Source organism: Streptomyces sp. NBC_00637, from assembly GCF_045161545.1.
Classification (GTDB): Bacteria; Actinomycetota; Actinomycetes; order Streptomycetales; family Streptomycetaceae; genus Streptomyces.
Genome location: NZ_CP109046.1, coordinates 1554449 through 1578690 on the forward strand (window position 1 = coordinate 1554449; position 24242 = coordinate 1578690).

Below are 24242 nucleotides of genomic sequence, written 5' to 3' on the forward strand. Positions count from 1 at the left end.
CGCACCTACTCCGTGGTGGCACCCGCCGGTTCGGCCGCGCCGGGCTCGACGAAGCTGTAGGGCGGCAGCGGCCCGTTGACGCGCAGTTCCAGGTGCGGACGGCCCTTGCGGAGCTCCTCCGCGGCCTCCAGGAACCGGGCCGCCGAGTCGCGGTCCACCAGGAACGAGACGTTGACCAGCCAGCCGGTGGACTCGGGGCCCACGCTGGTGGCCGCGGCCAGCGACTCGAGGTTCTGCCGTACGTCGGCCGCGTCCTCGGCCTCCTTGGCCTTGACCGCGGCGGCCACCATCTCGCCGAGCTGGAGCTTCTGCTCGTAACTGCCGCCGCCCGACTGCCGGTTGGCCTCCGCCAGGCCGCGCAGTTCGGGGCTGTCGGCCATGACCTGGTGCAGGACGGCCTCCTCGACGTGCGAGGCCTTGATGTTGTACTCGACCTTGCCGTCGAGGGCCCGCAGGCGCTCCTCGTAGTGCTTGGTGCGCTCGGCGAGGACCCCGGTGACCGAACTGTCGTCGGGGGCGACACTGCCGAACCGCATGGGCAGCACGCAGCCGTCCGCGCCCGCCTCGGCGAGAACCGTCTGGTGGGCGAGCAGTTCCCTGCGCTTGGGCCGCAGCCCCTCGGGGGCATCGCTGACGACCGCCGCCAGTGTGCCCTCCTTCAGGACACGCACCGGCAGGGCCGGGTCGCCGACACCGGCCAGGCCGTCCGGGAGGTCGGGGTGCGAGCTCGAGACGATGCCGTACACATACGTGCTCACTCCTGCTCCTCCTTCCGGCGCGAGGTGGTGCTCTTACGCGCGCGCGGCCTGGGTTCCCGCTCCTCCTGGGAGCCCTCGTCACGGGCCTGCTTGAAGGCACCGGAGATGGTTTCCGCGGCGCCCGACAGCGCGCCCTTGGACTTGCCGCGCGCGCCGGACTCGGTGACCTCGCCGACCAGGTCGGGCAGGCCGGGGTTCTTGCGCGGCCCCGCCTCCAGGTCCAGCCGGTTGCACGCCTCGGCGAAGCGCAGGTAGGTGTCGACGCTGGCCACCACGACCCTTACGTCGATCTTGAGAATCTCGATGCCGACCAGGGAGACCCGTATGAACGCGTCAATGACGAGACCCCTGTCGAGGACGAGTTCCAGCACGTCGTAGAGGCCACTGGAGCCGCCTCCACCGCCGGACTGTTGAGCCGGGACAACGGTCATGTCGACCGTGCCTCCTTGTCTGGGATTGGATGATCGGGAATGACTGCGGGCCGGCGGCCTAACGGCCGCCGGGCCGATGTGCGTCGGAGCGTCCGCGCTCGTAGCGGCGGACACGCCGGTAGCCGGTGAGCGCGCCCTGCGGATCGAGCTCCACCTGGTAGCTGGCCATCAGGCTCATCGTGTCGGGCACACGGGCGAGCTCGAGGACCTCGACGTCCAGGGACCAGCCGTCGTCGGTCTGCTCGAAGGAGGAGACGCTCTCCGCGGTCATCCCCGTGAGCTCCGCGAGCTGGGCGCGCGCCTCGCGCAGCACCTCCATGGGGCTCGGCCGGTCGTCCGCCACGTCGTCCTTGCCTTCCTTGCTCGTCGCGGTCCGCTCGCTCTCGGGACGCTGCGAACTTCGCGATCTCTGTGGTCTGTGTGATCTCTGTGGTCTCTTCGAACCCTGCGAACTCTGCGGGGTCCGTGAACTCTGTGACTGGTCAGATTCGGATGATTCGTGCGTGCTGTTCGAGTCGCGTGACGTATGTGACTGCGATGTGCTTTTCGTGTTCACCATGGCCACCTCTTCTTCCGGGTGGCCCGAAGGCTCTTGGCCAAACCTTCACGCGTGACGCAGTGCGTCGAGCCGACGCCGGGCCGGGCCCAGGGCGCGCCCGCGGCCCGTCAGCGCCGCCCAGGGACGGGCGTGGGCCTGCTCGGCGGCGTCGGCGATGGTCCAGCGGCGGGGGCCGAGCTCCGGATCGCGCAGTTGCTCCCAGGTGATGGGCGTGGCGACGGGTGCCCCGGGCAGCGCGCGCACGGTGAAGGGGGCGACGGCGGTCTGCGCGTAGCCGTTGCGCTGCACGTCCAGGTAGAGCCGGTCGCCGCGGTCCTTCTTGCGGGCGGCCGTGGTCAGCCGGTCGGGGTGCTCGGCGACGAGCAGCTCGGCTGCGTCCCGGGCGAAGCCGCGCACCTCGTCGAAGTCGTCGCGCCCGTCCACCGGGACGACGACGTGCAGTCCGCGCGAGCCCGTCGTCATCAGGGCCGAGGGCAGCCGCAGCTGGTCGAGGAGCTCACCGAGCCATTCGGCGGCCTCCCGGACGGCGGCGAAACGGGAGCCGTCGGCCGGGTCGAGGTCGAAGACCATCAGGTCCGGACGGTCGACCCGGCCGACCCGCGACAGCCAGCGGTGCAGGGTGAGACACGCCTGGTCGGCGAGGTAGGCCAGGGTGGCCGAGTCATCACAGACGGTGTGGTGGACGGTGCCGTCCTCCTTGGCCACCTCGGCCCGCGCGATCCACTCCGGGTAGTGCTCGGGGGTGTTCTTCTGCATGAAGCGGGGCCCGTCGATGCCGTCCGGATGCCGTTCCAGCATCAGCGGACGCCCGCGCAGCTGCGGAACCATGAACGCGGCGACCGACCGGTAGTACGCGACGAGGTCGCCCTTCGTGTACTGCCTCGCCTCCCCGCCGCCCGGGAAGAGCACCTTGTCCGGCCGGTGGACCTCGACGCTGCGGCGGCCCACCCGCAGCCGCCGTACGTCGTCGCCGGTCACGGCGCGATCGCCTGCTCCACCAGCAGCCGGGCGGACGCGGCGATCGACTCGGCGTCGATGCCCGCGGCGTGCAGCTGCTCCGCCGGGCTCGCCGAGCCGGGCATCGTCCGGACGGCGAGCCGCACCAGCCGGGGCACCGGCCGCCCGTCGAGGAAGGCGTCGAGGACCGCGTCCCCGAGGCCGCCCTGCTCGTGGTGGTCCTCCACGCTCAGCAGCAGGCCGGTCTCCTCGGCGGCCCGCCGCAGCGTGGCCCGGTCGACGGGCTTGACCGAGTACAGGTCGATCACCCGGGCCGCGATGCCCTCGCCGTCGAGCGCCTCGGCGGCCTTCAGCGCCTCGTGCACGGTGACGCCGGCCGCGACGATCGTCAGCCGGTCCCGGTCGGAGGAGCGCAGCACCTTGCTCCCCCCGACGGGGAACTCCTCGTCCGGCCCGTAGAGCACCGGGTAGGCCCCGCGTGAGGTGCGCAGATAACGGACGCCGTCCAGGCCGGCCATGGCGCTGACGAGCCGGGCGGTCTGGTGGGGGTCGCACGGGTACAGCACGGTCGAGCCGTGCACGGCCCGGAACATCGCCAGATCCTCCAGACCCATCTGTGAGGGCCCGTCCTGTCCGATGGCGACCCCCGCGTGCGAGCCGACGAGATTGATGCCGGCGCCACTGACCGCGGCCATCCGGACGAAGTCGTGGGCCCGGGTCAGGAAGGCCGCGAACGTCGACGCGTACGGCACCCAGCCGCGCGTCGCGAGGCCGACCGCCGTGGCGACGAGCTGCTGTTCGGCGATGTAGCACTCGAAGAAACGGTCGGGGTGCTCCTTGGCGAAGGCCTCGGCGCGGGTGGAGTCGCCGACCTCGCCGTCGAGCGCGACGACGTCCTCGCGAGCGGCGCCGAGGGCGGCGAGGGCCTTGCCGAAGGCGTCCCGGGTCGCCACGCCCTTCTCGCGGTCCTCCCCTTCCCAGCGGGGCAGCACGAGGGGCCGGGTCGGGACGGAGTGCAGCATGCGGGCGTCGGCCGGCTCGCGCACGTGGACCCGCAGGTCACGGATGCCGCCCAGTTCCGCGACGGCCTCGTCGGCGTCGGGCAGCGGCTTGCCGTGCATGCCCTCGCGGTCCTCCACGGAGGCGACGCCCCTGCCCTTGAGGGTGCGGGCGAGGATCGCGGTGGGCTGCCCCAGGGTGGAGGCCGCCTCGCCGTAGGCGCGGTCGACGGCGTCCACGTCGTGTCCGTCGATCTCGATCGTGTGCCAGCCGAAGGCCTGGAAGCGGCGGGCGTAGGCGTCGAGGTCGTGGCCGTGCCGGGTGGGGCCGCGCTGGCCGAGCCGGTTGACGTCGACGATCACGGTGAGGTTGTCGAGGTGTTCGTGGCCGGCATGCTCGGCGGCCTCCCACACCGAGCCCTCGGCGAGCTCGCTGTCCCCGCACAGGACCCACACGCGGTAGCCGATGTGGTCCAGCCGCTTCCCGGCCAGCGCGATGCCGACGCCCACCGGAAGCCCCTGGCCGAGCGAGCCGGTGGCCGTCTCGACCCACGGCAGCCGCTGCGGGGTGGGGTGTCCTTCGAGTCGGCTGCCGAGTTCGCGGAAGGTCAGGAGCTCCTCGTCGTCGATGGCCCCGGCGGCCTTGTAGGCCGAGTACAGCAGCGGGGAGGCGTGGCCCTTCGAGAGGACGAAGCGGTCGTTGCCCGGGTGCGCCGGGCGGTCGAAGTCGTAGCGGAAGTGGTGCGCGAGCAGGACGGCCATCAGGTCCGCGGCCGACATCGAGGACGTCGGGTGCCCGGACTCCGCCGCGGCGGAAGCGCGCACACTGTCGACCCTCAACTGCTGTCCGAGTTCGGTGAGTTCGGCGCTGTCCATCAGGCTACTGGTCTCCTTCCGCGCGGGTGTCGCCGCGCTCGACGGGGCCGGGAGCGGTCTTGTCACCTCGACCGGTCGGCGGTCCGGAACTGTGCCGCCCCACCTCGGGTGTCGGCGAGTCGATCGACTGGGAGCCCTCCTCCGGCGACGACTGCCCCACCCGGGACCCGCGCTCGTCGCTCGAATGCCGTCCCACCTCGGGTGTCGGCGCGGTGATCGACTGGGAGTCGTCCTCCGGGGAGGGGTGCTTCTCGCCGGACCCGCCGTTCGCCTTGTTCACGTCGTTCGCGTCGTTCACGTCGTCTCCCTCGTTCCTGTCGTGCCTGTTCCTGCCGTCCGCGTCGCCGTCGTCCGCGGCGTCCGCGTTGTCCGTGTCGTTCGTGTCGTCCATGTCGTTCGTCTCGTTCACGTCCTCCTCGGTGGCCGCGCCGGGGCCGGAGGCCGTCCTCTCGCGCTTCTGGTCTCCCGGTGCCCGCGCCAGTTCCGGCGACGCCGTGTCCAGCGGTACCGACCAGGACCGGACGAGGCCCAACTGGACTTCCTGGCGCGGGAGTACGGCGTCCAGCAGCCAGTCGGCGGCGACGCGCACGCGGTTGCCGGGCATCGCGGCGAGATGGTAGCCGCGGGCGACCGCGCCGGCCGCGGGTCCGGACAGGTGGACACCGAGCGGATTGGCGGCGGCCTGTACGCCGCCCAGGTCCACGACGAACCCCATGTCCTTGTGCCGGTACGGGCGCAGACCGGCGGCGCCGCCGCCCTCGACGAGCGAGGCGGCGACGTTCCGGCCGGCCACCTTGCCCTGGCGCCACGCGTGTTGCGCGGTCATCGGCGTGTACTCCCCGGGCTTCTCCAGATCCGGTACGGCGGCCGCGTCGCCGCACGCGAACACCTCGGGCCTGCCCGGCACCTGAAGGGTCGGTTCGACGAGCAGCCGGCCGCGCTCCATGGGCAGCCCGAGCGACTCCGCGAGCGGATCGGGCCGTACGCCCACGCACCACGCCAGGGTGCGGGTGCCGACGAACTCGCCGTCGGTCAGCAGGACTCCGTCGCTGGTGGCCTCCTTGACGGAGGTCCCCATGCGCACCTCGACGCCCCGTTCGCGCAGCACCCGGTCGGCGGTACGGGAGAGCCGCTCGTCCAGTTCGGGCAGGACGCGCGACGCGACGTCGAGCAGCAGCCAGCGCGGTCGCATGCCCCGGCGCAACGGGTGCGCCCGGACCAGGGCGTCGGTGAACAACTGCCCCTGCGCGGCGACTTCGGTTCCGGTGTACCCCGCGCCGACCACGACGAACGTGCAACGCGCCGCGCGTTCGGCCGCGTCGGCGCCCGAGACGGCCAACTCCACCTGCCGGGTGAGGTGATCGCGCAGGTAGAGGGCTTCGGGCAGACCCCGGAATCCGTGCGCGTGCTCGGCGACGCCGGGAATGGGCAGCAGCTTGTTGACGCTGCCGGCGGCGAGCACGAGCCGGTCGTAGCCGAGCGTTCCCCTGTCGCCCTCGGGGTTCGTGTAGTGGACGGTGCGCGCGTCGAGGTCGACGTGTTCGGCCTCACCGAGCACCGGCCGCACCGCACGCAGGGTCCCCGACAGCGAGACGGTCACCCGGCGCGGCTCGAGGATGCCGGCCGCCACCTGGGGCAGCAGGGGCAGGTACAGGAAGTAGTCGGTCGGGTTGAGCAGAGTGATGTCGGCCCGGCCACCGGTCGCCCGCGCCAGGGTGCGGGCCGTCCGGTACCCGGCGAAGCCGGCTCCGACGATCACGATGCGGGGACGCCTCACGGTGGGCCTCCGAAGGGGTTCGGACGGTTTTCGTACGAAGGTTTCCGCGTCCCCCTGGCAGGACCCGCCAAACGTGCGCCGACGGTCCCTCCGCGTGCCCGGCCTCCCCATGGGTCCCATGGGAGGGCTGCGGAGGGGCCGGGGCCCTCGTACGCACCGGGCGGCCCCGCGGCAGCGTGTGCCGCGGGGCCGCCCGGATACCGAACGCGTGACGGGGCTACGTCACTTCGGCGGACGCGCACCGCGTGTCAGGCCCGGTGCGTGCTCTCGGGGTCGATGTCGTCCGCGCGCGGCGCCTCGCCCGGGGCCGGCACGTGGGCGCCGGGCGCGGTCGGCGGCATCGGGGGGTACGGCAGGCCGGTACCGCCGGGCGGTGCGGCCGGCGAGGTACCGCCGATGACACGACCGGGGCCCTTGCCGCCCTTGTCCGCTGCGGCCTCGAGTCCTGCCGTGGTCGGGGACGAGGCGTGCGGCTTGGCCGCGCCGCGCAGCAGGTAGGCCACCACCGCGAGGATCGCGGCGGTGATCAGCGCCGCGGCCCAGTCCGGCAGACCGATGCCGAGGGCGAGGCCCACCGCGAGTGCGACGGCCGCGCCCGCGTAGAGGGCGACGGCGCCGGACGCCGCGTAGAGCATGGCCGTGCGGCGCTGCTTGCGGGTCTGCTCGCGCAGCTCCTCGCGGATCGTCTCGCGCGCCACCTGCGCCAGCTCGTCGACCAGATGCTTGTCCAGATGCTCCAGGTGATCCATGCGCTCCATGGACGTCGGGTACCCGCTGTCATGGACGCTTAACTCCACGGACCCGCGCGCCGGAGCGGCGACGAGAGGAGGCGGAGACGGGCGGAGAGGCGGGCGGGGAGGGGCCGGACGGGGATCGGGTGAAGGGATCACCTCACCGCGCCCGCCCCAACTAGGCTCGTCCGCATGGACATTCTGGGAGCCACACTGCGTGTCTGTGTCGACGATCTGGAGGCCTCGGTCTCCTTCTACGAGCGGCTGGCGGGCACCGGCGCCCTCCGCTTCGAGCGGGGCGGCGTACAAGTGGCCGCGGTCGGCTGCTTCCTGCTGATGAGCGGGCCGCCGACCGAGCTGGAGCTGCTGCGCAAGGTGGCCGCGACGATCGCCGTCGCGGACGTCGACGAGGCCCACCGGACCCTCACCGAGCTGGGCGCCGACGTCATCGCCGGCCCGGTGCCGACCCCGGTCGGCCGCAACCTCATCGCGCGGCACCCGGACGGCGCGGTGTACGAGTACGTCGACCGGCGCGGCTCCTGAGGCGCCGGGCGCGGCGAAAATTCCGCGTGCGTCGCGTCGTCGCGGACGTAGAGTCGGGCGTTCGACGGCAGGCACGAAGGAGCGACAGTGAGTGAGCAGCACACCTACCGGGTGATCGTCCGGGGCACCTGGGACGCCCTCACCGACGAGAGCCGGACCGCTCTCCTCGCCGAGTCCGGCGCCCACGGCCTGACGAGCATGCGGTTCACCGAGGAGGGCACGCTGTCGTACGAGCCGTCGCCGCTGAAGCACTTCTCGATGCGCTACGTGGTGGTGTCGGACGCGGCTGACGGCGAGGAGATGGCGGGCGCGCTCGCCGAGGAGCGCGCCGAGGCGACGCTGCGCGGGCTCGGCCACGGCTTCACCGGGCTGCGGTCGACGGTCACCGACCTCGACACGATGAAGATCAACTACAAGTCCGCATCTCGGCGGTGATCGCCCACCGCTCGTGGTCCCGCCAGTCCCCGTCGACGTAGATCATCTTCGGGGAGAACCCCTCCTTGCGGAACCCGCAGGCGCGGGCGAGGGCGATCGAGGCGACGTTGCCGGGCTGCGCGTTGATCTCCAGCCGGTGCAGCCGCATGGGCCCGAACGCGTGGCCCACCACCAGGTCGAGCGCCTCGCGCATCAGCCCTCGTCCGGCCGCGTGCGCGAAGGCGCCGTAGCCCAGCGCCCCGCACCGGAAGCCCCCCTCGACGATGTTGTTGATGTTGACGAACCCGGCGACCGCCCCGTCCTCCAGGGTGCACACCAGGAAGCCGGCCTTCGAAGGGTCCTCGATCAGCCGGCCCGCGTAGGCCGTGTACGCGTCGGCGGTGGCCGGCGGGAACAGCCACGGGCGGTGCAGGTCCTCGCTCTCGCGCGTGCGGGCGGTGAACTCCGGCCCGTCCTCGTAGGTGAAGTGGCGTATGCCCACGCGGGGGCCCTCGGCGAGGTAACGGGATGCGGTGTGCGGCATCGCAACAGCGTACGACGGATCACTTGCGCCGCTTCTTGAAGTACGCGAAGGAGGCGCCGCACAGTACGCCGATCACCCACATCGCCAGCAGCGCCGTCCACAGCGGCACCGTCACCTCGGGGATCAGCACCCGGATCTTCGTGGGGCGGGTGTTCTCGAAGATGAAGACCAGGGTGAGGACGGCGAGCGCCAGGACGATGATCCGGCCCGGCGTCAGCGCTTCGTTCCTGCCACCGCTCCGGGCGGCCTTCGAGGTCTTCGGGCTCATGCTCCCAGCCTGATCCCTGAGCCGCTCCCGCGCACGGCGGGACGCGCCCGCCGGGTGAGACGGCGCGAAACGGCCAGGTGAGGCGGCCAGGCGAGGCGGCCGGGGGTCAGCGCAGGGCGGGGACGTCGAGGGTCAGCGTGCCCTCGTCCGCGTCGAGGACGGCCGGTACGCCGAAGGGCACGGTCAGCGCCCCCTCGCAGTGGCCGAACCCGAGCTCCTCGACGACGGGGACACCGAGGCCGCCGAGCCGGTCCACGAGGACCGGCCGCAGCTCCTCGTACGGGCCGCAGCGTTCCCAGGACCCGAGCGCGACACCCGCGACGCCGTCCAGCCAGCCGGTGCGCAGCAGTTGTGTGAGGGCCCGGTCGACGCTGTACGGCCGCTCCCCCACGTCCTCCGTCAGCAGCAGGCCGCCGCGGGCGCCGCTCCGGGTGTGCGGGGTGCCGAAGCCCGTGGCCAGCAGCGCCAGACAACCGCCCAGGGTGACACCCCGCGCCCGGCCCGGAGCGATGGCCGTACCGGTGGTGGCGAGGGTACGGACGGTCTCCGGGGCGAACAGGGTGGCCCTGAGGTGCTCCTGCCCCCGGGCGCTCTTGATGAAGTCGACGCCGGCGGCCGCGGGCCCGTACAGCGTGACCAGGCCCAGGCGGAGGGCGAACGCCTCGTGCAGGGTGGTGCTGTCGCTGAAGCCGACGAACACCTTCGGCCCGGCCGCCCGCATCGCGTCCCAGTCGAGCAGGTCGACGACCCGCTGGGCGCCGTAACCACCGCGTGCGCACAGTACGGCGGCGACGCCCGGATCGCACCAGAGCCGCTGGAGGTCGGCGGCCCGGTCGGCGTCGGTGCCCGCGAGATGCGGCAGCCGCTCGTGCCGGTCCAGCACATGGGGGGCGACCACCGGGTCGAGGTCCCAGCCGCGCAACAGGTCCAGGCCGGCCTGTAGCCGCTCCTCCTCGACCGGTCCGCTGGGTGCGACGATCGCGACGCGGGCGCCGGCGGCGAGCCGGGCCGGCCGCTGGAGTTCCTTCACCGCACAAGCTCCAACCTCGGGATTCCGGGCGGGCGCAGCCCGAACACCTGAGCGTACAGCGACAACTCGGCCTCCAGAGCCCGCACCATCGTGTCGGCCCGGCGGAACCCGTGCCCCTCCCCCTCGAACGCGAGGTACGCGTGCGGCACCGCCCGCCCGGCCAGCCGGCCCAGGAAGCGCTCGCACTGGGCGGGCGGGCAGATCACGTCGTCCAGCCCCTGGAGGAGCAGGAACGGCACGGTGACGCGGTCGGCGTGCTCGATCGGGGAGCGTTCGGCGTAGCGGGCGGGCACCTGCGCGAGTGGGCCGACGAGACTGTCCGGGTAGCGCGACTCGAAGTCGTGGGTCTCCCCCGTCGCCCACCCCACCAGGTCCAGCACGGGGTAGCGGATCGTGCCGCAGGCGTAGACGTCGGTACCGGCCAGCGACACCGCGGCGGTCCAGCCGCCCGCGCTGCCGCCCCGGACGGCCAGCCGCCGTCGGTCGGCGGTGCCCTCGTCGGCGAGCGCCAGGGCGACCGCCGCGCAGTCCTCGACGTCGACCACGCCCCACTGCTCGCGCAGCCGCTCCCGGTACTCCCGCCCGTACCCGGTCGAGCCGCCGTAGTCGACCTCGACGACCCCGATGCCCCGGGAGGTGAAGTAGGCGATCTCCAGATCCAGCACGAGCGGGGCGCGATCGGTGGGCCCGCCGTGCGCCCACACGACGTAGGGCGGCAGTTCGTGGCCGGGCGCGACATGCCCGGGATGGTGGGGCGGGTAGACGTGCGCGTGGATGTCCCGCCCGTCGGGGCCGGTGAAGGTACGGATCCGGGGCTCGGGATAGTAGGCCGGATCCACCGCGTCGTCGTGCGCGGCTCCGATCACCCGGGCCCGGCCGGTCCTGGCGTCCAGTTCCACCACCTCGTACGCGCTGCGCGGACTGGCCGCGACGGCGACGACACGGTCGCCCTGCACCGCGAGGGTGGACGCGAACTCCGTCCACGGTCCGGCCGCGTCGACGAGATCACCGGTCTCCGGGTCGAGGATCCCGAGCGCGGTGGCCCCCCGGCCGTGCACGACGGCGACGAGCCCGCTCTCCAGCGGCGCGAACCAGCGCTGCCCCAGCTTCCACAGGGCCCCGCCGAACTCCTCTTCGCGGGGGCACAGGGGCTGGTGGTCACGGTAGAGGTTCCACCAGCCGCTGCGGTCGCTTGTATACAGTAGACAGTCGCCTGCGGACTGCTGTCCGTCGCCCGGCTGCCGTTCTTCGGCGCGTGCGGACGGTCGACTGTCGGGTGCGGACGGTCGACTGTCGGGTGCGGACTGTCTACCGTCGCCTGTCGAATGCTCTCCGTTGCGTGCGGACTGTCTACCGTCGCCCGTCGACCGCGCTCCATCTCGTGCATGCTGTCTACCGTCGCCCGTCGACCATCCTTCGTCGTCCGTCGACCATCCTCCGTCACCCGCAGACCGTCTTCCGTCGATCGTCGACGGTTCTTCGTCGACGGTCGACGGTCCGCCGTCTCCCGCGGACCGTCGACCGTCGTCCAGCGACAGCCGCCCGTATCCCGTCGGCGGCATCCAGTCGACCTGGGCGATCGACTCCCCCGGCCCGCCGGCCACCACCCGGGCGCCGCTCAGGGCGCCGTCCTCCGTGACGTCGGCGACGACCACCTCCGTGCCTTCCCAAGGCATCCGCGGATGGTCCCAGGCCAGCCAGGCCGCCTGGCGGCCGTCGGACGAGAGACGGGCCCCCGTCACGAACCGGCGTCGTTCGTCGGTGAGTTCACGGACGGCGGCGCGATCGTCGGCGGCCGATCCGTCCAGCGGTACCGCGGCCAGCAGCCGGCGCACGTCGGTCGGACCCTCACCCGTGAACTCCTCCAGCACGCACCAGACTTCGCCCCGCTCCAGCAGCAACTGCGGCTCCACCCACCGCAGTCCGCCACCCACGGACGAGACGGAAGTGAGCGGGCGCGGCCCGGCGCCGGGCGCGGCACCGGGCTCGTACCCGTACAGCCGCTGGTCGGCGAAGTGCACGAACACCACGAGGAGCCGCCCGTCGTGCACGGCACCGGCCCACGGCCGGCCGCCGTACTCGACGACCCGGCTGCGGACGTTCCAGGGGGCGGGCAGGACGGATTCCTCCGTACCGTCGAGCCGCCGCCGGACGAGGGTGCGGCGGCCGTGCTCGGCCGGCCGGGGCGCGGTCCACCACACCTCGTCGCCGACGAAGCCGACGTACTCGGGGCGCCCGTCGTGCGTGGCCGCGAGGCCCGCGTCGATGGGCGAGGGCCAGAAACCGTAGGGCAGGACCTGCACGTTCTCCCCCGCTCGCCTAGGCCGTCCGCAGGAACCGGTCGAGTACCCGGACGCCGAAGTGCAGTGCCTCCACCGGGACGCGTTCGTCGACGCCGTGGAAGAGTGCCTGGTAGTCGAAGCCCTCCGGAAGCTTCAGCGGGGCGAAACCGTAGCCGGTGATGCCGAGCCGCGAGAACTGCTTGGCGTCCGTGCCGCCCGACATGCAGTACGGCACCACGTGCCCCTCGGGCGCGAACTCCTCGACGGCGGCCCGCATACGGGCGTAGATCGGGGCGTCCACGGGTGCCTGGAGGGCGACTTCGCGGTGGTGGAACTCCCAATCGACGTCGGGGCCGGTGAGTTGGTCGAGCGTCGCGCGGAACTCGTCCTCGCCGCCCGGGAGATAGCGGCCGTCGATGTAGGCCGCGGCCTCCCCGGGGATCACGTTGATCTTGTATCCGGCGTCCAGCATGGTCGGGTTGGCGCTGTTGCGTACGGTCGCCTCCACCAGGGCGGCCGCCGGTCCGAGCTTCGCCAGCAGACGGTCGACGTCGTGGAGGTCGGCGTCGATGCCGTACAGCGCGGCCAGTTCGGTGAGCGCGGCACGGACGGTCGGAGTGAGCCGCAGGGGCCACTCGTGCTCGCCGATGCGCGCGACGGCGGCGGCCAGGCGGGTCACCGCGTTCTCCCGGTTGACCTTGGAGCCGTGTCCGGCACGCCCGCCTGCGGTGAGCTTGAGCCAACCGGTACCGCGCTCACCTGCGGCGATGGGGTAGAGCTCGCGTCCGGCGCCGTCGTGGAAGGTGAACGCCCCGGATTCGCCGATGGCCTCGGTGCAGCCCTCGAACAGTTCCGGATGCCGGTCGGCGAGGAACCCGGAGCCGTCCTCGGCGCTGGCCTCCTCGTCGGCGGTGAAGGCGATGACGAGGTCGCGCCGGGGCCGGACGCCCTGCCGGGCCCAGGCCCGCAGCACCGCCAGGATCATCGCGTCCATGTTCTTCATGTCGACGGCGCCGCGCCCCCACACGACCCCGTCACGGACCTCCCCCGAGAAGGGGTGGACGCTCCAGTCGGCGGCCTGCGCGGGGACCACGTCCAGGTGCCCGTGGACGAGCAGCGCGTCCGCGGCCGGGTCGGTGCCCTCGATCCGCGCGACGAGGTTGGTCCGTCCCGCGGTGCGTTCGAGGAGCGTCGGTTCGATGCCGGCCTCGGCGAGCAGGTCGGCAGCGTACTCGGCGGCGGGCCGTTCCCGGCAGTCGCCGCCGCCCCGGTTGGTGGTGTCGATGCGGATGAGATCGGAGGTGAACCGGACGACCTCGTCCCGCGCCTGTGCGTCAGACATCCCGCTCCCGCCTCTGCCGGTTCTTCTGCCGGGGTCTTCGCTCCCGCCGCTGCCCCCGGTCCCGCCGCTCAGCCATACTGCTCCTCGATCGCGGCCGAGACGATCGTGGTGACCGCCTTGAAGGTACGGATGCCCTCGTACATGGTGCCGCTGGTGTAAGCGATCTTCCGCTCGCCGACACGGGCGACGCCCGGCACTACGGTGGCCGCCATCGCGAGATGCTCGGCGTCGAACTCCACGGCCACCGTGAACGGCCCCGCGCTCGAAGGTTCCTGACGGACAGCCAGTTGCGTCGCCTCCTTCGCCGCGGCCCGGATGTCGGCGGCGGTGCGGGTCGGCGTACGGCACACGGCCGCGTACCGGGAGACGTGGTCCTTGACCGCGACCTTCAGCGCCTCGGGCGCGTACCCGAGCGCGTCCTCGCAGGCCACGTCGTCACCGGTGACGAGGACGACCGGCACCCCGTACTCGGCGACGACCTGCGCGTTCAGCAGCCCTTCGCTGGCCCGGACGTCGTTCAGCCAGACGCCGGTGAGGGAGTTGGCCAGGTAGGTGTGGGCGAGGACGCCCTCCATCCCGGCGCCCGCGTGATAGCCGACGAAGGCGATGCCGTCGACGTCCCCGTGCTGGACGCCCTCCACCATGGAGAGGGACTTGTGCCGCCCGGTGAGCATCTCCACCCGCTCGTCGAGCTGTTCGAGGAGCAGGTTGCGCATGGTCGAGTGGGCCTCGTTGACCAGGACCTCGTCCGCCCCGCCGTCGAAGAAGCCGAGCACGGCGGCGTTGACGTCCGAGGTGAACATCGACCGGCACCGCTCCCACTCGGGCGCCCCGGGCATTACGTCGGCCGGCCAGGTGACGCCGGTGGCGCCCTCCATGTCGGCACTGATGAGGATCTTCACGTCCGCCCCGTCCTCTCAAGGAGAGCCGAGCCTATCGGGCCGCGCCCCGGTATTCCGGGGAGCGACTCCACTCGCTCGGGAGCTTCCCCACGGCGTCCGCCGACCACGGCCGGGGTCCCTCGACCGGCACCCCCGCTCGGCAGACACCTCGGCCGCCGTCCCTGGTCGGACCGGCTCGGGACGGCGGCCGCGGGCGTCCCGGGGGGCGGCCGCCGGACACCGGCCGGCGCTGATCGCGGGAACACCCCCTCGTTCCGGGGGCCTTGATGCGGCCGACCCGCGGCGTGTGGTGATCTGGGCTCACACGTCCGCACCGCAGCGACATGAACGGGGACCCGCCATGACCACGCACACCGCCCTGCCACCGGAGCGCTTCGAGGCCGAACGGGCCCATCTGCGCGCCGTCGCCTACCGCATGCTCGGCTCGCTCGGCGAGGCGGAGGACGCCGTGCAGGAGACATGGCTCAGGGCGACCGGGGCGGACATCGGCGACGTGGAGAACCTCGGCGGGTGGCTCACCACGGTCGTGAGCCGGGTGTGCCTGAACATGCTGCGCTCCCGAAGAACGCGGCCCGAGGTGCCGCTCGACACCGAGGTGACCGAGCCGGCGGTCGGGACGGAGGGCGAGGACCCCGAGGAGGAGGCGCTGCTCGCCGACTCGGTCGGGGTGGCGCTCCTGGTCGTGCTGGACACGCTCGCCCCGGCCGAGCGGGTGGCGTTCGTGCTGCACGACCTGTTCGCCGTGCCCTTCGACACCATCGCCGCGATGATCGAGCGCACTCCGGCCACGACGCGACAACTGGCCAGCCGGGCCCGTCGCCGCGTCAGAGGCGGCGCGCCGGAGGCCGCGGGCGGTGCCGGGACGCCCGACGGCGTCAGCCCCGGTACCGCCGGTTCGCCCGGCGTCGTCGCCCCCGTGGCCGCCGCCGACCGGGCCCGTCAGCGCGAGGTCGCCGAGGCGTTCCTGGCCGCCACGCGAGGCGGCGACTTCGAGGCGCTGCTCGCCCTGCTGCACCCGGACGTGGTCCTCACCGCCGACCGGTTCGTCGTCCCGACGCCGCAGCCCGTCACGGTGGGCGGCGCCCGGCCCGTGGCCGAGGGCGCGATGGCGGCGACCGGCCGGGCCCGGTTCACCGGCCTCGCCCTGCTCGACGGCCGGGTCGGCCTCGCGATGGCGCCGCACGGCAGGCTGCGGCTCGTGCTGCTGTTCACGATCGCGGAGGGCGCGATCACCGGGATCGACGTGGTGGCGGACCGGGAGCGGCTGGACGGCATCGAGGTGGCGGTGCTCGACACCGTCGGAGCCGAGCCCGGGGGCGCCGGGCCCGTCGGCCTCACGCCGGTGGGTGCCGACGACTGACGAACGGGCGGGGGCGACCGGGAGGTCCGGCCGCCCCCGCCTCGTCCCCCGCCGTCCCCCGCCTTGTCCTTTGTCCCGTGCCCGGACCGGGGTCAGAACGCCAGCACCAGGGAGGCCACCGCCGGTGCCGCGTAGACGAGCGGGAACGGCAGGTGTGCGAACCAGCGGGCCCGCAGCACGGTGACGGCGGCGCCGAGGAAGTACAGGGTCAGACCGATCGCGGCGAGTACGCCGACGACGGGCACGAACAGCCCGGCCAGGAGACCGCCCGCGCCCGCGGCCTTGGCGGCGCCGAGCCACGGCCACCACGAGCGCGGCACTCCGTAGTCGGCCAGCGGCTTCACCGTCCACTCGGCGCCGAGGAAGATCGAGGCGGCCGAGAAGCCCGCCATGACGGCTCCGACGAGGGTGACGACGACATAGGCGGTGGAGTGGTCGGTGAACATCTCAGCAGCTCCTCAAGGGGTTTCCGTGTGTTCCTTCACCCCCCTGACACCGTGCGCCGCGAAGGTGTGACAGCCACAGGAGCCGCTTTCATGTGACGGCGGTCACTCGACGCGAGCGGCGACCTGCCACTTCGACGGCAGTTCGATCCGGGTGCCGTCGGGCGCGAACTCGGTGGTCACGAGGGGTAGTTCACCGCTGGCCAGGATGGTGAGACCGGCGGCGCGCAGAAACGCGGGCACCGCGTCGTCGGCCACTTCGCCCGGGGCGATGCCGTGCCGGAAGATCGGCGCGAGCTTCGGCGGCGGACCGGCCGGACTCTGTGCCAGTCCGCCCAGGACGGGACGGGCCGCCTCCGACGGCTCGACGAGGAACACCCGGCCGCGCTCCCCGAGCAATGCGGCGATCCCGTCCACCAGCGGCTGCCGGTCGTCGGGCTCGCACTGGTGCAGGACCCCCCTCATATAGACGTTGGCGTCGCCGAGTTCGGCGTGCAGCGTCTCGGCCGCGCCTTTCTCGGCCGCGTCCAGCAGCCGGTAGGTCGCCTGTCCGGCGGGGTCGGCACGGCGGGCGTGGTCGAGGGCCGAGGCGGACAGGTCGGCTCCGACCACGTGCGGGAAGCGGTCGGCGAAGTAGCGGGTCTGGGTGCCGTTGCCGCAGCCGAGGTCCAGCAACGCCAGCCCGGGGTCGGCGAGATGGGGCTCGAAGAGGGCCAGGTGGGGGGCTGCGGTCACCTTCGGATCCGCGTCCCAGAACACACCGCCCGCCTCCTGCGGAGCCTCCCGCCAGAAGCCCTCCCACGCCTCCCGGTACCGACTCGTCACGCTCATGCACAACTCCCCAGGATGCAGAACCGATCCGTCGTAAGTGACGGGCGAGTACGGTCTATCGCTCCCCGGACGGCGCGACAAGCGCGGAGCTCATTCCTTCACGCCGCGTTCGAGTTCCGTCCGCCGTCCGGTGCGCCCCGGTGCCTCGGCTCAGCGTCCCGCGGGGCGGCGCGGCAACGTCAGCTCGAACCACACCGACTTCCCCGCGGCCGTACGACTGGTGCCCCACTCGCGGGCCAGCGCGCTCACGACGCGCAGTCCCCGCCCGGCATCGTCGCCGGGGCCGGCACTCAGCAGGGTCGGCAGTTCGTGGTCGTCGTCCTCGACCTCGCACAGCAGCGTCTCGCCGCGGACGAGGCGTACGGCCACGGGGCTGCGGCGGGAGTGCCGTACGGCGTTGGTGACGAGCTCGCTCACCATGAGTTCGGCGGCCTCGGCCTGCTTCGCCAGACCCCATGCGTGGAGCTGTTCGCGGACCACCGCTCGGGCCCGGCCGACCTCCGCCGGGTCGAGGGGGAACCGCCACTCGGCGACGTCGTCCGGCTCGATGCCGTTGAGACGCGCCATGAGCAGGGCCACGTCGTCCTTGCGGCCGCCTCGGACGTTGAGGGTGCGGATGATGGTGTCGCAGGCGTCGTCCATGGAGGCGGCCGGGTGGGCGGCGGACTCGCAGAGGGTCGCGAGCCCTACGCCGATGTCCTCGCCGCGCACCTCGACCAGGCCGTCGGTGCACATCACCAGCCGGTCGCCCGGGTCCACGCGCACGCGTACGGCCTCGAAGGGCACCCCGCCGACTCCGATGGGCGCGCCGGTGGGCAGTTCGAGCAGTTCGCTGCGGCCGTCGACGGCGCGTACCAACACGGGTGGGATGTGGCCGGCGTTGGCGAGGTGCAGCTCGCCCACGATCGGGTCGTAGACGGCGTACAGGCACGTCGCGAGGTAGGTGTCGCCCAACCGTTGCGCCAGGTCGTCGAGGTTGCGCAGGAGTTGGGCGGGCGGCAGGTCGAGCGCTGCCATGGTCTGCACGGCTGTGCGCAACTGGCCCATCATGGCGGCCGAGTTGAGTCCGTGTCCCATGACGTCGCCGACGACGAGGGCGGTACGCGCGCCGGGCAGCTTCACCGAGTCGAACCAGTCGCCGCCGACCCGCCCGAGCAACGTGCCCGGCAGATAGCGGGTGGCGATGTCGCAGCCCGCCATGCGCGGTGGGATGTGCGGCAGCATGCTGTCCTGGAGGATCTCGGCGACGCTCTCCTGGTAGGTGTACATGCGCGCGTTGTCGAGCACGAGGCCGGCGCGGGCGGCGAGTTCGGCGCCCGTGACGCGGTCCATGTCGTTGAAGAGGGCGCGCTCGGGGTGGCGCAGCAGGATCATGAAGCCGAGGACGACGTTACGGGCCTTGAGCGGGACGACCAGCATGGAACGGCCGGTGATCAGGGGCCGGATGTCGCGCTTCTCGAACTGCGAGGCGATGGCGTGGCCCATTCGCTCGCTGATGCGGGGCACGAGGACGGGCTGTCCGCTCGTCATGCACTGGAAGAACGGGGTGTGTGCCGGGAACGGCATGGCCTCGCCGACGGGTACGACGTCGTCCCAGCGGCCGGGTTCGTCGGTGTGTTCGAGGGCGACCCGGTGCCACATGGTGGTCGTGTCCGGCACGCCGTCGGGGAACCCCTCACCGGCGACGACCTGTTCGCGCAGATAGGTGCCGGCGACGTCGGTGAAGCGCGGCACGACGGCTTTGCTGACCTCGATGATGGTGCGGGAGAGATCGAGGGAGGTGCCGATCTTCCCGCTGACCTCGTTGAGGAACTCCAGCCGCTCACGGACGGCGACGTACTCGAGGTCCTCGCCCTCGTCGGCGAGCTCCTGCGGTATCGGCGTCCCTTCGGCGACGGCGCGGGCGGCCCGTTCGCGGCGCGCTCTGCGTTCGACGCGCCGGGCCACGCCCCAGTCGGGGGTCACCGGCACCCGGTCGTTCTGACTGAACTCCAGTACCGGGTAGCCGAGTTCGAGGACCTGCGCGACGATGCGGGCGCTCTCGCCGACGCTCATGCTGGGCAGGATCTCGGGCAGTCGCCGGGCGAGTTCCGCGGCGCCGGGGAAGTCGGTGTGCAGGGCGAAGGCGGGCGCGATGCGTTCGACGGCCAGGGAGTCGACCGGTTCGTCCCTGTGCAGTTCCGTCGCGTCCGCGGCCAGGACCAGCAGCCGTTCCGTGCCCGGGCCGACCAGCGGGTAGGCCCACCACAGCACGTCGACCCGACCACGCTCGCGGTCCCGCCCGGGGACGGTCAGCCGGGCCCGACCGGCGGCCGGATAGCCGAGACCCCGGTCGAGGGACGAGTCGAGGCCCGGCCCGAGGCCGTCGTAGGCCGCGTAGTCCCCGTAGCCGTCGTATCCGCCGTCGGGAAAGTGGTCGTCCGGCTCGGGAAGCGCGCCGGAGACGGGGAGCAGGTCGATCGCGGGCCGGCCGATCGCCTCGTCCTTGACGACACCGAAGAGCCGGCGTGCGCCGGTGCTCCAGTGGGAGACGAGTCCCTCGCGGTCCACCACGACGACGGCCAGCGGGACGCGTCCGGCGTCGGCGGACTCTCCCCCGTCCTCCGGGCGCGGGGACCCCTGCCCTGCCTCGCCCGCCGTGTCGGCCGTGCCGCCGCCGGCTCCGCGGCTGGGAGGTACGTCCCTCTCGGTGCCACGGTCCATGGCCCAGGCCCTCTCTCCCCAGAGCTGTGCAAGATCTGTTGCGCCGTCACCACCGTACGGCGCACGTCGGTCGGCATGTGCGGCAATCCTGGAATTGGTTTCAGCGCGGCGCGCCGGGGTACGCCGCACGTCCCGGCGGCCGTTCGCGACGGGATCAGTCCTCGTGGCCGAGCTGGAGGTCGCGTTCCGTGCGGGCGCCGCCCGCCACTTGGAGGACGGTGGCGACCGGCGGGTAACCGGCGGCGATGACGGTGTACTCGCCGCCGGAGCGGTCGACGAAGCGGAAGGTGCCGTCGGGCCCCGTGGTGAGGGTGTCCACGACGTTGCCCGCCGCGTCCAGGAGGGTCACGCGCGCGTCCTCGACGGGCCGCCCGCCGGTGGCCCGGACCGTGCCGCGCAGCAGGGCGCCGCCGGCCAGTTCGACGTCCTGGCGGGTCTCGCGGGCGGCCTGGACACTGACCGGTACGGCGGCCGGGCGGAAGGCGGGCGCGCCGGCGGCGAGGGTGTATTCCCCGGCGACGAGTTCGGTGATGACGTAGCCGCCGTCGCGGCCGCTGCGGGTGGTGGCGACCACCTCGCCGTGGACGTCGGTGAGGGTGACGGCGGCCTCCCGTACCGGGGAGCCGTCGGCGGACACGACGCTCCCGGCGAGGCGACCGGCCCCGCCGAGGACGACGTCGAGCGCGACGGGCCGCTCGCCGACGGTGAGGGAGAAGGCGCGCGGCTGGTGACCGCCGGCGGCGGCGATCAGGACGTACGCCCCGGAGCCGGGCGCGGCCAGCGCGAACCGGCCGTCGGCGGCGCTCGCGTCCCGGCCGATCTGCTGCCCGGTCACGTCGATGAGCGTGAGCGCCGCGCGGTGCACGACGGTCCCGTCGGGGCGCCGCACCGTGCCCTGGACGGGAACGCCGGCGAGGTGAGGCGCCTGGAGCGCGAGGGTCTGCGGGACCTGCGTGTTCCCGGACGCGGGTTCCGCCGCGCCGGTGTGGTGGGCCACCAGCGGTTTCTCCTCGAGGAAGAAGGCGAGGAGCAGGCCGAGGAGCAGCACCGGCACGAGGTAGAGGAAGATCCTCGGCATGGCGTCGGCGTAGGCGCCGATGTAGGCGTCGCGCAGCTGCGGGGGCAGGGTGCGGACGAGCTGCGGGGTGAGGGACTCGGGGTCCGGGACGTCGCCGGCGGCGCGGGCGGGCAGGCGGGCGCTCAGGGCGTCGGTGAGCCGGTCGGCGAAGAGCGTGCCGAAGACGGCCGCCCCGACGCTGCCGCCGATCTGGCGGAAGTAGTTGTTGGCGCTGGTGGCGGTGCCGAGGTCGGCGGGGCGCACGGAGTTCTGCACGGCGAGGACCAGGACGGGCATCACCAGCCCGATGCCGGCGCCGAGGACGGCCATCCAGAGGCTGTACTGGAGCCGGGGCGTGTCGACCTCCAGCCTGGACAGCAGCCACATGCCGAGGGCGGCGAGGGTACTGCCGAGGACGGGATAGATCCGGTAGCGGCCGGTGTGGGTGATGAGCTGCCCGGAGAGGACCGAGGCTCCGACGATGCCACCCATCATGGGCAGCATCAGCAGCCCCGACTCGGTGGCGGTGGCCCCGTCGACCATCTGGAGGAAGGTCGGCAGGTAGCTCGCGGCGCCGAACAGCGCGACGCCGATCACCAGGCCGACGAGTGCGCTGACGTTGAAGACGGAGTCCCGGAACAGCCGCAGCGGGATGAGGGGTTCGGCGGCGGCGCGCTCCACGGCGAGGAACAGCACGGCCGAGGCGGCCGCTCCCGCGCCGAGGCCGAGGACGACGCCGGAGTCCCAGGCGTACGTGGTGCCGCCCCAACTGGTGAGCAGGACGAGGCAGGTGGAGGCGGTGGCCAGCAACAGGGTGCCGAGGACGTCGAATCGGGGCTTGGCCACCGGCTTCGGCAGCTTCAGGACGACGGTGACGACGGCGAGGGTGGCGAGGCCGAACGGCACGTTGAAGTAGAAGCACCAGCGCCAGGAGAGGTGGTCCGTGAAGTAGCCGCCGAGCAGCGGTCCGGCGACGGAGGCGAGACCGAAGGCGGCGCCGATGAGGCCCATGAACCGGCCGCGCTGCCGAGGCGGCACGATGTCCGCGATGATCGCCTGTACGCCGATCATGAGTCCGCCCGCGCCGACGCCCTGGACCGCGCGGAACGCGATCAGCTGGTCCATGGTGCGGGCCCGCCCGGCGAGCGCGGAGCCGATGACGAAGACGACGATCGCGAACTGGAAGACGCCCTTGCGGCCGAGGAGGTCGCCGAGCTTGCCGTAGACCGGCAGTCCGACCGTGGCGGTGAGCAGGTAGGCGGTGATCGCCCAGGACATCCGGTCCAGGCCGTGCAGTTCGCCGACGATCTTCGGCAGGGCGGTGGCGACGATCATCTGCTCCAGGGCCGCGAGGAGCAGTGCGAGCATCAGGGAGAAGAAGATCAGCCGCACCCGGCGCCGGCCGGGTTCCGTCCCGCCGGCCGGCGCCGGGGGCGGGGGCGGGTCCTCCGCGGCAGGTGCCGTGACCGGCTCGTCCTGTACCGGCGTCGTCCCGCCCATGTACCGCTCCCTCGTCGCACCTGCCACACAATTCCCGCGTAAAGCGACAACTACGAGCAAGCGCGACGAGTTACGGGGCCATCCCGGTCACAAGGGATATCCACTCGAACCGGTGAAGGAGGGCAACGCACGGGGGGCGCTGCGTTGTTGGTCTACTTCTCGACCTCGGTGGCGAGGTTGGCGAGGATCAGGTCGTAGATCCTGTTGAGGCCCTTGGGCGCGAACGTCTTCTCGAAGAAACCGCCCACGCCTCCGGCGCCGTTCCAGGTCGTGGTGACGACGACGCGGGACTTGCCCTCGCCCGCCGGGGTGACACGCCAGACGGTGACCATCGAGGAGTTGCGGTCCTTCTCGACCAGCTCGCCGTCGGTCGGCTCGGCGACCTCCAGGAGGCAGTCGCGCACGCGCTTGCTGGTGGCCTGGAGCTTCCAGTGGACGAGGGTGCCCTCGCCGTCGCCGCCCTCGCGCACCTCGTACTCGCTGAAGTGCTCGGGCAGCAGCCTCCCGCGCGCGTCGCTGTAGTCGGCGATGGTGTCGAACACCTTCTCCGGGTCCGCGGCGACGACCCGCTCGGTGGTGGCCTCGACCTGCGCCATGGGGTTCCTCCAGGTCCGTGTTGCTCAGGGGTGTTCGGGGTTCTGCAGCTTCGGGGCAAGCCAACCACCCCGGTCCACGGCCGCCCAAATCGGGGTCCCCGAAGCGATCGCGGGGCGATCGAAAAGGGCTGCCGAAGAGCCCCCCGCACGATCATGGGAACAGATGTTCTATTGTGGGGGCAGTGCTACCGAGGAGGCGTCATGCGCTGGGACAACCTCACCGCGGAGACCCGCCACGACCGGCCGGCCGATGCCGCGCTGTTCGGCGCGGACGCGGTCACGACCAGGACGTTCGACACGCCCGAGTTCGCCGGCATCACCTTCCACGAGATCCGGGCCCGCTCGATCCTCAACCGGGTGCCGGGGGCCTCCCGGATGCCGTTCGAATGGACGGTGAACCCCTACCGTGGCTGCACGCACGCGTGCGTGTACTGCTTCGCCCGCAAGACGCACAGCTATCTCGACCTCGACACCGGGACCGGCTTCGACACCCAGATCGTCGTCAAGGTGAACGCGCCCGAGCTGCTGCGGCGCCAGCTGGCCTCGCCGCGCTGGCACGGGGAGCACGTCGCGATGGGCACGAACGTCGACTGCTACCAGCGCGCGGAGGGCCGCTACCGGCTGATGCCGGGCATCCTGTCCGCCCTGCGCGACCGGGCGAACCCCTTCTCGATCCTGACCAAGGGCACCCTGATCCTGCGCGACCTCGACCTGCTGCGGCAGTCCGCCGAGGTGACCGACGTCGGTGTCTCGGTCTCCGTCGGCTTCACCGACACCGAGCTGTGGCGCACCGTGGAACCGGGCACGCCGGCCCCCCAGCGGCGCCTGGACGTCGTGCGGACCCTCACCGACCACGGGATCGGCTGCGGGGTCCTGATGGCGCCGGTGATCCCGTTCCTCGGCGACGAGCCGGACCAGCTGCGGGCCACCGTGCGGGCGATCGCGGCCGCCGGCGCCACCTCCGTCACCCCGCTGGCGCTGCATCTGCGGCCCGGCGCCCGCGAGTGGTTCATGGCCTGGCTCGGGCAGCACCATCCCTATCTGGTGCGCCGGTACGAGCGGCTGTACGCGGACGGCGCCTACGCCCCGAAGTGGTACCAGCGGCGGATCACCCGTCAGGTCCACGAACTGGCCGAGGAGTACGGGATCGGCCCCACGCGCGCGGGGATGCCCCGCAGGATCCCACGGCCCGGGCCGGAGGAGGAGCCGACCGGGTCCGGGCCGACCCAGCTCACGCTGATCTGAGCGCTTCCGAGCGCATCCGGCGACCCGAACGGGTCAATCAACGGCGGAACAGGTTCTGCCGGACGCTGTTTTCGGAACGATGCGGCAAGGGCCGT

At 72.6% G+C, this 24242-nt stretch carries 22 protein-coding genes; 4 read left to right on the forward strand and 18 right to left on the reverse strand.

Annotation, left to right across the window (positions count from 1 at the left end; genetic code table 11):
- Positions 1-5: 5 nt before the first annotated feature.
- The 7 genes from OG440_RS06755 to OG440_RS06785 form a co-directional block, all read right to left on the reverse strand.
- Positions 6-758: a GvpL/GvpF family gas vesicle protein gene (locus tag OG440_RS06755; protein ID WP_406005908.1), complete on the reverse strand. Its 753-nt coding sequence runs from the start codon at positions 756-758 to the stop codon at positions 6-8.
- The gene (locus tag OG440_RS06760) at positions 755-1189 is read right to left on the reverse strand and encodes a gas vesicle structural protein GvpA (RefSeq protein WP_406005909.1); all 435 of its coding nucleotides are present in this window, start codon (positions 1187-1189) and stop codon (positions 755-757) included. Before OG440_RS06760 ends, OG440_RS06755 begins: the two co-directional genes overlap by 4 nt.
- 58 nt (positions 1190-1247) lie before the next feature.
- Positions 1248-1748, reverse strand: a complete 501-nt coding sequence (locus OG440_RS06765; RefSeq protein ID WP_406005910.1) for a gas vesicle protein — start codon at positions 1746-1748, stop codon at positions 1248-1250.
- A gap of 45 nt (positions 1749-1793) precedes the next feature.
- Positions 1794-2726, reverse strand: a complete 933-nt coding sequence (gene ligD, locus OG440_RS06770) for a non-homologous end-joining DNA ligase (protein ID WP_406005911.1) — start codon at positions 2724-2726, stop codon at positions 1794-1796.
- Positions 2723-4579 (reverse strand): transketolase, encoded by a 1857-nt coding sequence (locus OG440_RS06775; protein ID WP_406005912.1) that lies wholly within the window; start codon positions 4577-4579, stop codon positions 2723-2725. Before OG440_RS06775 ends, ligD begins: the two co-directional genes overlap by 4 nt.
- A gap of 4 nt (positions 4580-4583) precedes the next feature.
- A complete protein-coding gene (locus tag OG440_RS06780) occupies positions 4584-6356 on the reverse strand; it encodes an NAD(P)/FAD-dependent oxidoreductase (RefSeq protein WP_406005913.1) in 1773 nt (590 codons plus the stop codon).
- A 248-nt stretch (positions 6357-6604) separates the two neighbouring features.
- A complete protein-coding gene (locus tag OG440_RS06785; RefSeq protein ID WP_406005914.1) occupies positions 6605-7114 on the reverse strand; it encodes a phage holin family protein in 510 nt (169 codons plus the stop codon).
- A 165-nt stretch (positions 7115-7279) separates the two neighbouring features.
- Here OG440_RS06785 and OG440_RS06790 point away from each other — a divergent pair, with 165 nt between their 5' ends.
- Together OG440_RS06790 and OG440_RS06795 are read left to right on the forward strand one after the other, a co-directional pair.
- Positions 7280-7630 (forward strand): VOC family protein, encoded by a 351-nt coding sequence (locus OG440_RS06790; RefSeq protein ID WP_406005915.1) that lies wholly within the window; start codon positions 7280-7282, stop codon positions 7628-7630.
- A gap of 87 nt (positions 7631-7717) precedes the next feature.
- Positions 7718-8065, forward strand: coding sequence for a DUF6204 family protein (locus OG440_RS06795; RefSeq protein WP_406005916.1), 348 nt, complete (start codon positions 7718-7720; stop codon positions 8063-8065).
- Here OG440_RS06795 and OG440_RS06800 read toward each other — a convergent pair.
- From OG440_RS06800 to OG440_RS06825, 6 genes are all read right to left on the reverse strand, one after another.
- Positions 8037-8588, reverse strand: a complete 552-nt coding sequence (locus OG440_RS06800) for a GNAT family N-acetyltransferase (protein WP_406005917.1) — start codon at positions 8586-8588, stop codon at positions 8037-8039. The genes OG440_RS06795 and OG440_RS06800 overlap by 29 nt on opposite strands.
- 19 nt (positions 8589-8607) lie before the next feature.
- A complete protein-coding gene (locus tag OG440_RS06805) occupies positions 8608-8856 on the reverse strand; it encodes a DUF1049 domain-containing protein (RefSeq protein ID WP_406005918.1) in 249 nt (82 codons plus the stop codon).
- Between the two features lie 106 nt (positions 8857-8962).
- The gene (locus OG440_RS06810; RefSeq protein WP_406005919.1) at positions 8963-9886 is read right to left on the reverse strand and encodes an LD-carboxypeptidase; all 924 of its coding nucleotides are present in this window, start codon (positions 9884-9886) and stop codon (positions 8963-8965) included.
- Entirely contained in the window at positions 9883-12189 is a 2307-nt protein-coding gene (locus OG440_RS06815; protein ID WP_406005920.1) for a S9 family peptidase, read from the reverse strand. The genes OG440_RS06810 and OG440_RS06815 overlap by 4 nt, the downstream gene beginning before the upstream one ends.
- A 16-nt stretch (positions 12190-12205) precedes the next feature.
- A complete protein-coding gene (locus tag OG440_RS06820) occupies positions 12206-13510 on the reverse strand; it encodes a M20/M25/M40 family metallo-hydrolase (RefSeq protein WP_406005921.1) in 1305 nt (434 codons plus the stop codon).
- A gap of 68 nt (positions 13511-13578) precedes the next feature.
- On the reverse strand, positions 13579-14412 hold the full coding sequence (locus OG440_RS06825) for a M55 family metallopeptidase (protein WP_406005922.1): 834 nt from the start codon (positions 14410-14412) through the stop codon (positions 13579-13581).
- Positions 14413-14752: 340 nt separating this feature from the next.
- On the opposite strand from OG440_RS06825, the gene OG440_RS06830 reads away from it, so the two are divergent.
- Positions 14753-15772 (forward strand): sigma-70 family RNA polymerase sigma factor, encoded by a 1020-nt coding sequence (locus tag OG440_RS06830; protein ID WP_406005923.1) that lies wholly within the window; start codon positions 14753-14755, stop codon positions 15770-15772.
- Positions 15773-15864: 92 nt separating this feature from the next.
- Here OG440_RS06830 and OG440_RS06835 read toward each other — a convergent pair whose 3' ends face one another.
- From OG440_RS06835 to OG440_RS06855, 5 genes are all read right to left on the reverse strand, one after another.
- Entirely contained in the window at positions 15865-16218 is a 354-nt protein-coding gene (locus tag OG440_RS06835) for a DoxX family protein (RefSeq protein ID WP_406005924.1), read from the reverse strand.
- Positions 16219-16320: 102 nt separating this feature from the next.
- Positions 16321-17046 carry a class I SAM-dependent methyltransferase gene (locus tag OG440_RS06840; protein WP_406005925.1) on the reverse strand — a complete coding sequence of 242 codons (726 nt, stop codon included), beginning with the start codon at positions 17044-17046 and terminating at the stop codon, positions 16321-16323.
- A 150-nt stretch (positions 17047-17196) separates the two neighbouring features.
- Complete coding sequence (locus tag OG440_RS06845) at positions 17197-19749, reverse strand: SpoIIE family protein phosphatase (protein WP_406005926.1); 2553 nt, start codon at positions 19747-19749, stop codon at positions 17197-17199.
- Positions 19750-19903: 154 nt separating this feature from the next.
- Entirely contained in the window at positions 19904-22306 is a 2403-nt protein-coding gene (locus OG440_RS06850; RefSeq protein ID WP_406005927.1) for an MFS transporter, read from the reverse strand.
- 152 nt (positions 22307-22458) lie between these two features.
- Entirely contained in the window at positions 22459-22902 is a 444-nt protein-coding gene (locus tag OG440_RS06855; RefSeq protein ID WP_406005928.1) for an SRPBCC family protein, read from the reverse strand.
- Positions 22903-23103: 201 nt separating this feature from the next.
- On the opposite strand from OG440_RS06855, the gene OG440_RS06860 reads away from it, so the two are divergent.
- Entirely contained in the window at positions 23104-24147 is a 1044-nt protein-coding gene (locus OG440_RS06860; RefSeq protein WP_406005929.1) for an Rv2578c family radical SAM protein, read from the forward strand.
- Positions 24148-24242: the final 95 nt, after the last annotated feature.

Excerpts from the sequence above, each read along its gene's own strand:
- OG440_RS06760 (WP_406005909.1), bottom strand. The coding sequence starts at position 1,189 with ATGACCGTTGTCCCGGCTCAACAGTCCGGCGGTGGAGGCGGCTCCAGT.
- OG440_RS06765 (WP_406005910.1), bottom strand. The coding sequence starts at position 1,748 with ATGGTGAACACGAAAAGCACATCGCAGTCACATACGTCACGCGACTCG.
- OG440_RS06775 (WP_406005912.1), bottom strand. The coding sequence starts at position 4,579 with ATGGACAGCGCCGAACTCACCGAACTCGGACAGCAGTTGAGGGTCGAC.
- OG440_RS06785 (WP_406005914.1), bottom strand. The coding sequence starts at position 7,114 with ATGGAGCGCATGGATCACCTGGAGCATCTGGACAAGCATCTGGTCGAC.
- OG440_RS06790 (WP_406005915.1), top strand. The coding sequence starts at position 7,280 with ATGGACATTCTGGGAGCCACACTGCGTGTCTGTGTCGACGATCTGGAG.
- OG440_RS06800 (WP_406005917.1), bottom strand. The coding sequence starts at position 8,588 with ATGCCGCACACCGCATCCCGTTACCTCGCCGAGGGCCCCCGCGTGGGC.
- OG440_RS06805 (WP_406005918.1), bottom strand. The coding sequence starts at position 8,856 with ATGAGCCCGAAGACCTCGAAGGCCGCCCGGAGCGGTGGCAGGAACGAA.
- OG440_RS06820 (WP_406005921.1), bottom strand. The coding sequence starts at position 13,510 with ATGTCTGACGCACAGGCGCGGGACGAGGTCGTCCGGTTCACCTCCGAT.
- OG440_RS06830 (WP_406005923.1), top strand. The coding sequence starts at position 14,753 with ATGACCACGCACACCGCCCTGCCACCGGAGCGCTTCGAGGCCGAACGG.
- OG440_RS06835 (WP_406005924.1), bottom strand. The coding sequence starts at position 16,218 with ATGTTCACCGACCACTCCACCGCCTATGTCGTCGTCACCCTCGTCGGA.
- OG440_RS06840 (WP_406005925.1), bottom strand. The coding sequence starts at position 17,046 with ATGAGCGTGACGAGTCGGTACCGGGAGGCGTGGGAGGGCTTCTGGCGG.
- OG440_RS06845 (WP_406005926.1), bottom strand. The coding sequence starts at position 19,749 with ATGGACCGTGGCACCGAGAGGGACGTACCTCCCAGCCGCGGAGCCGGC.
- OG440_RS06850 (WP_406005927.1), bottom strand. The coding sequence starts at position 22,306 with ATGGGCGGGACGACGCCGGTACAGGACGAGCCGGTCACGGCACCTGCC.
- OG440_RS06855 (WP_406005928.1), bottom strand. The coding sequence starts at position 22,902 with ATGGCGCAGGTCGAGGCCACCACCGAGCGGGTCGTCGCCGCGGACCCG.
- OG440_RS06860 (WP_406005929.1), top strand. The coding sequence starts at position 23,104 with ATGCGCTGGGACAACCTCACCGCGGAGACCCGCCACGACCGGCCGGCC.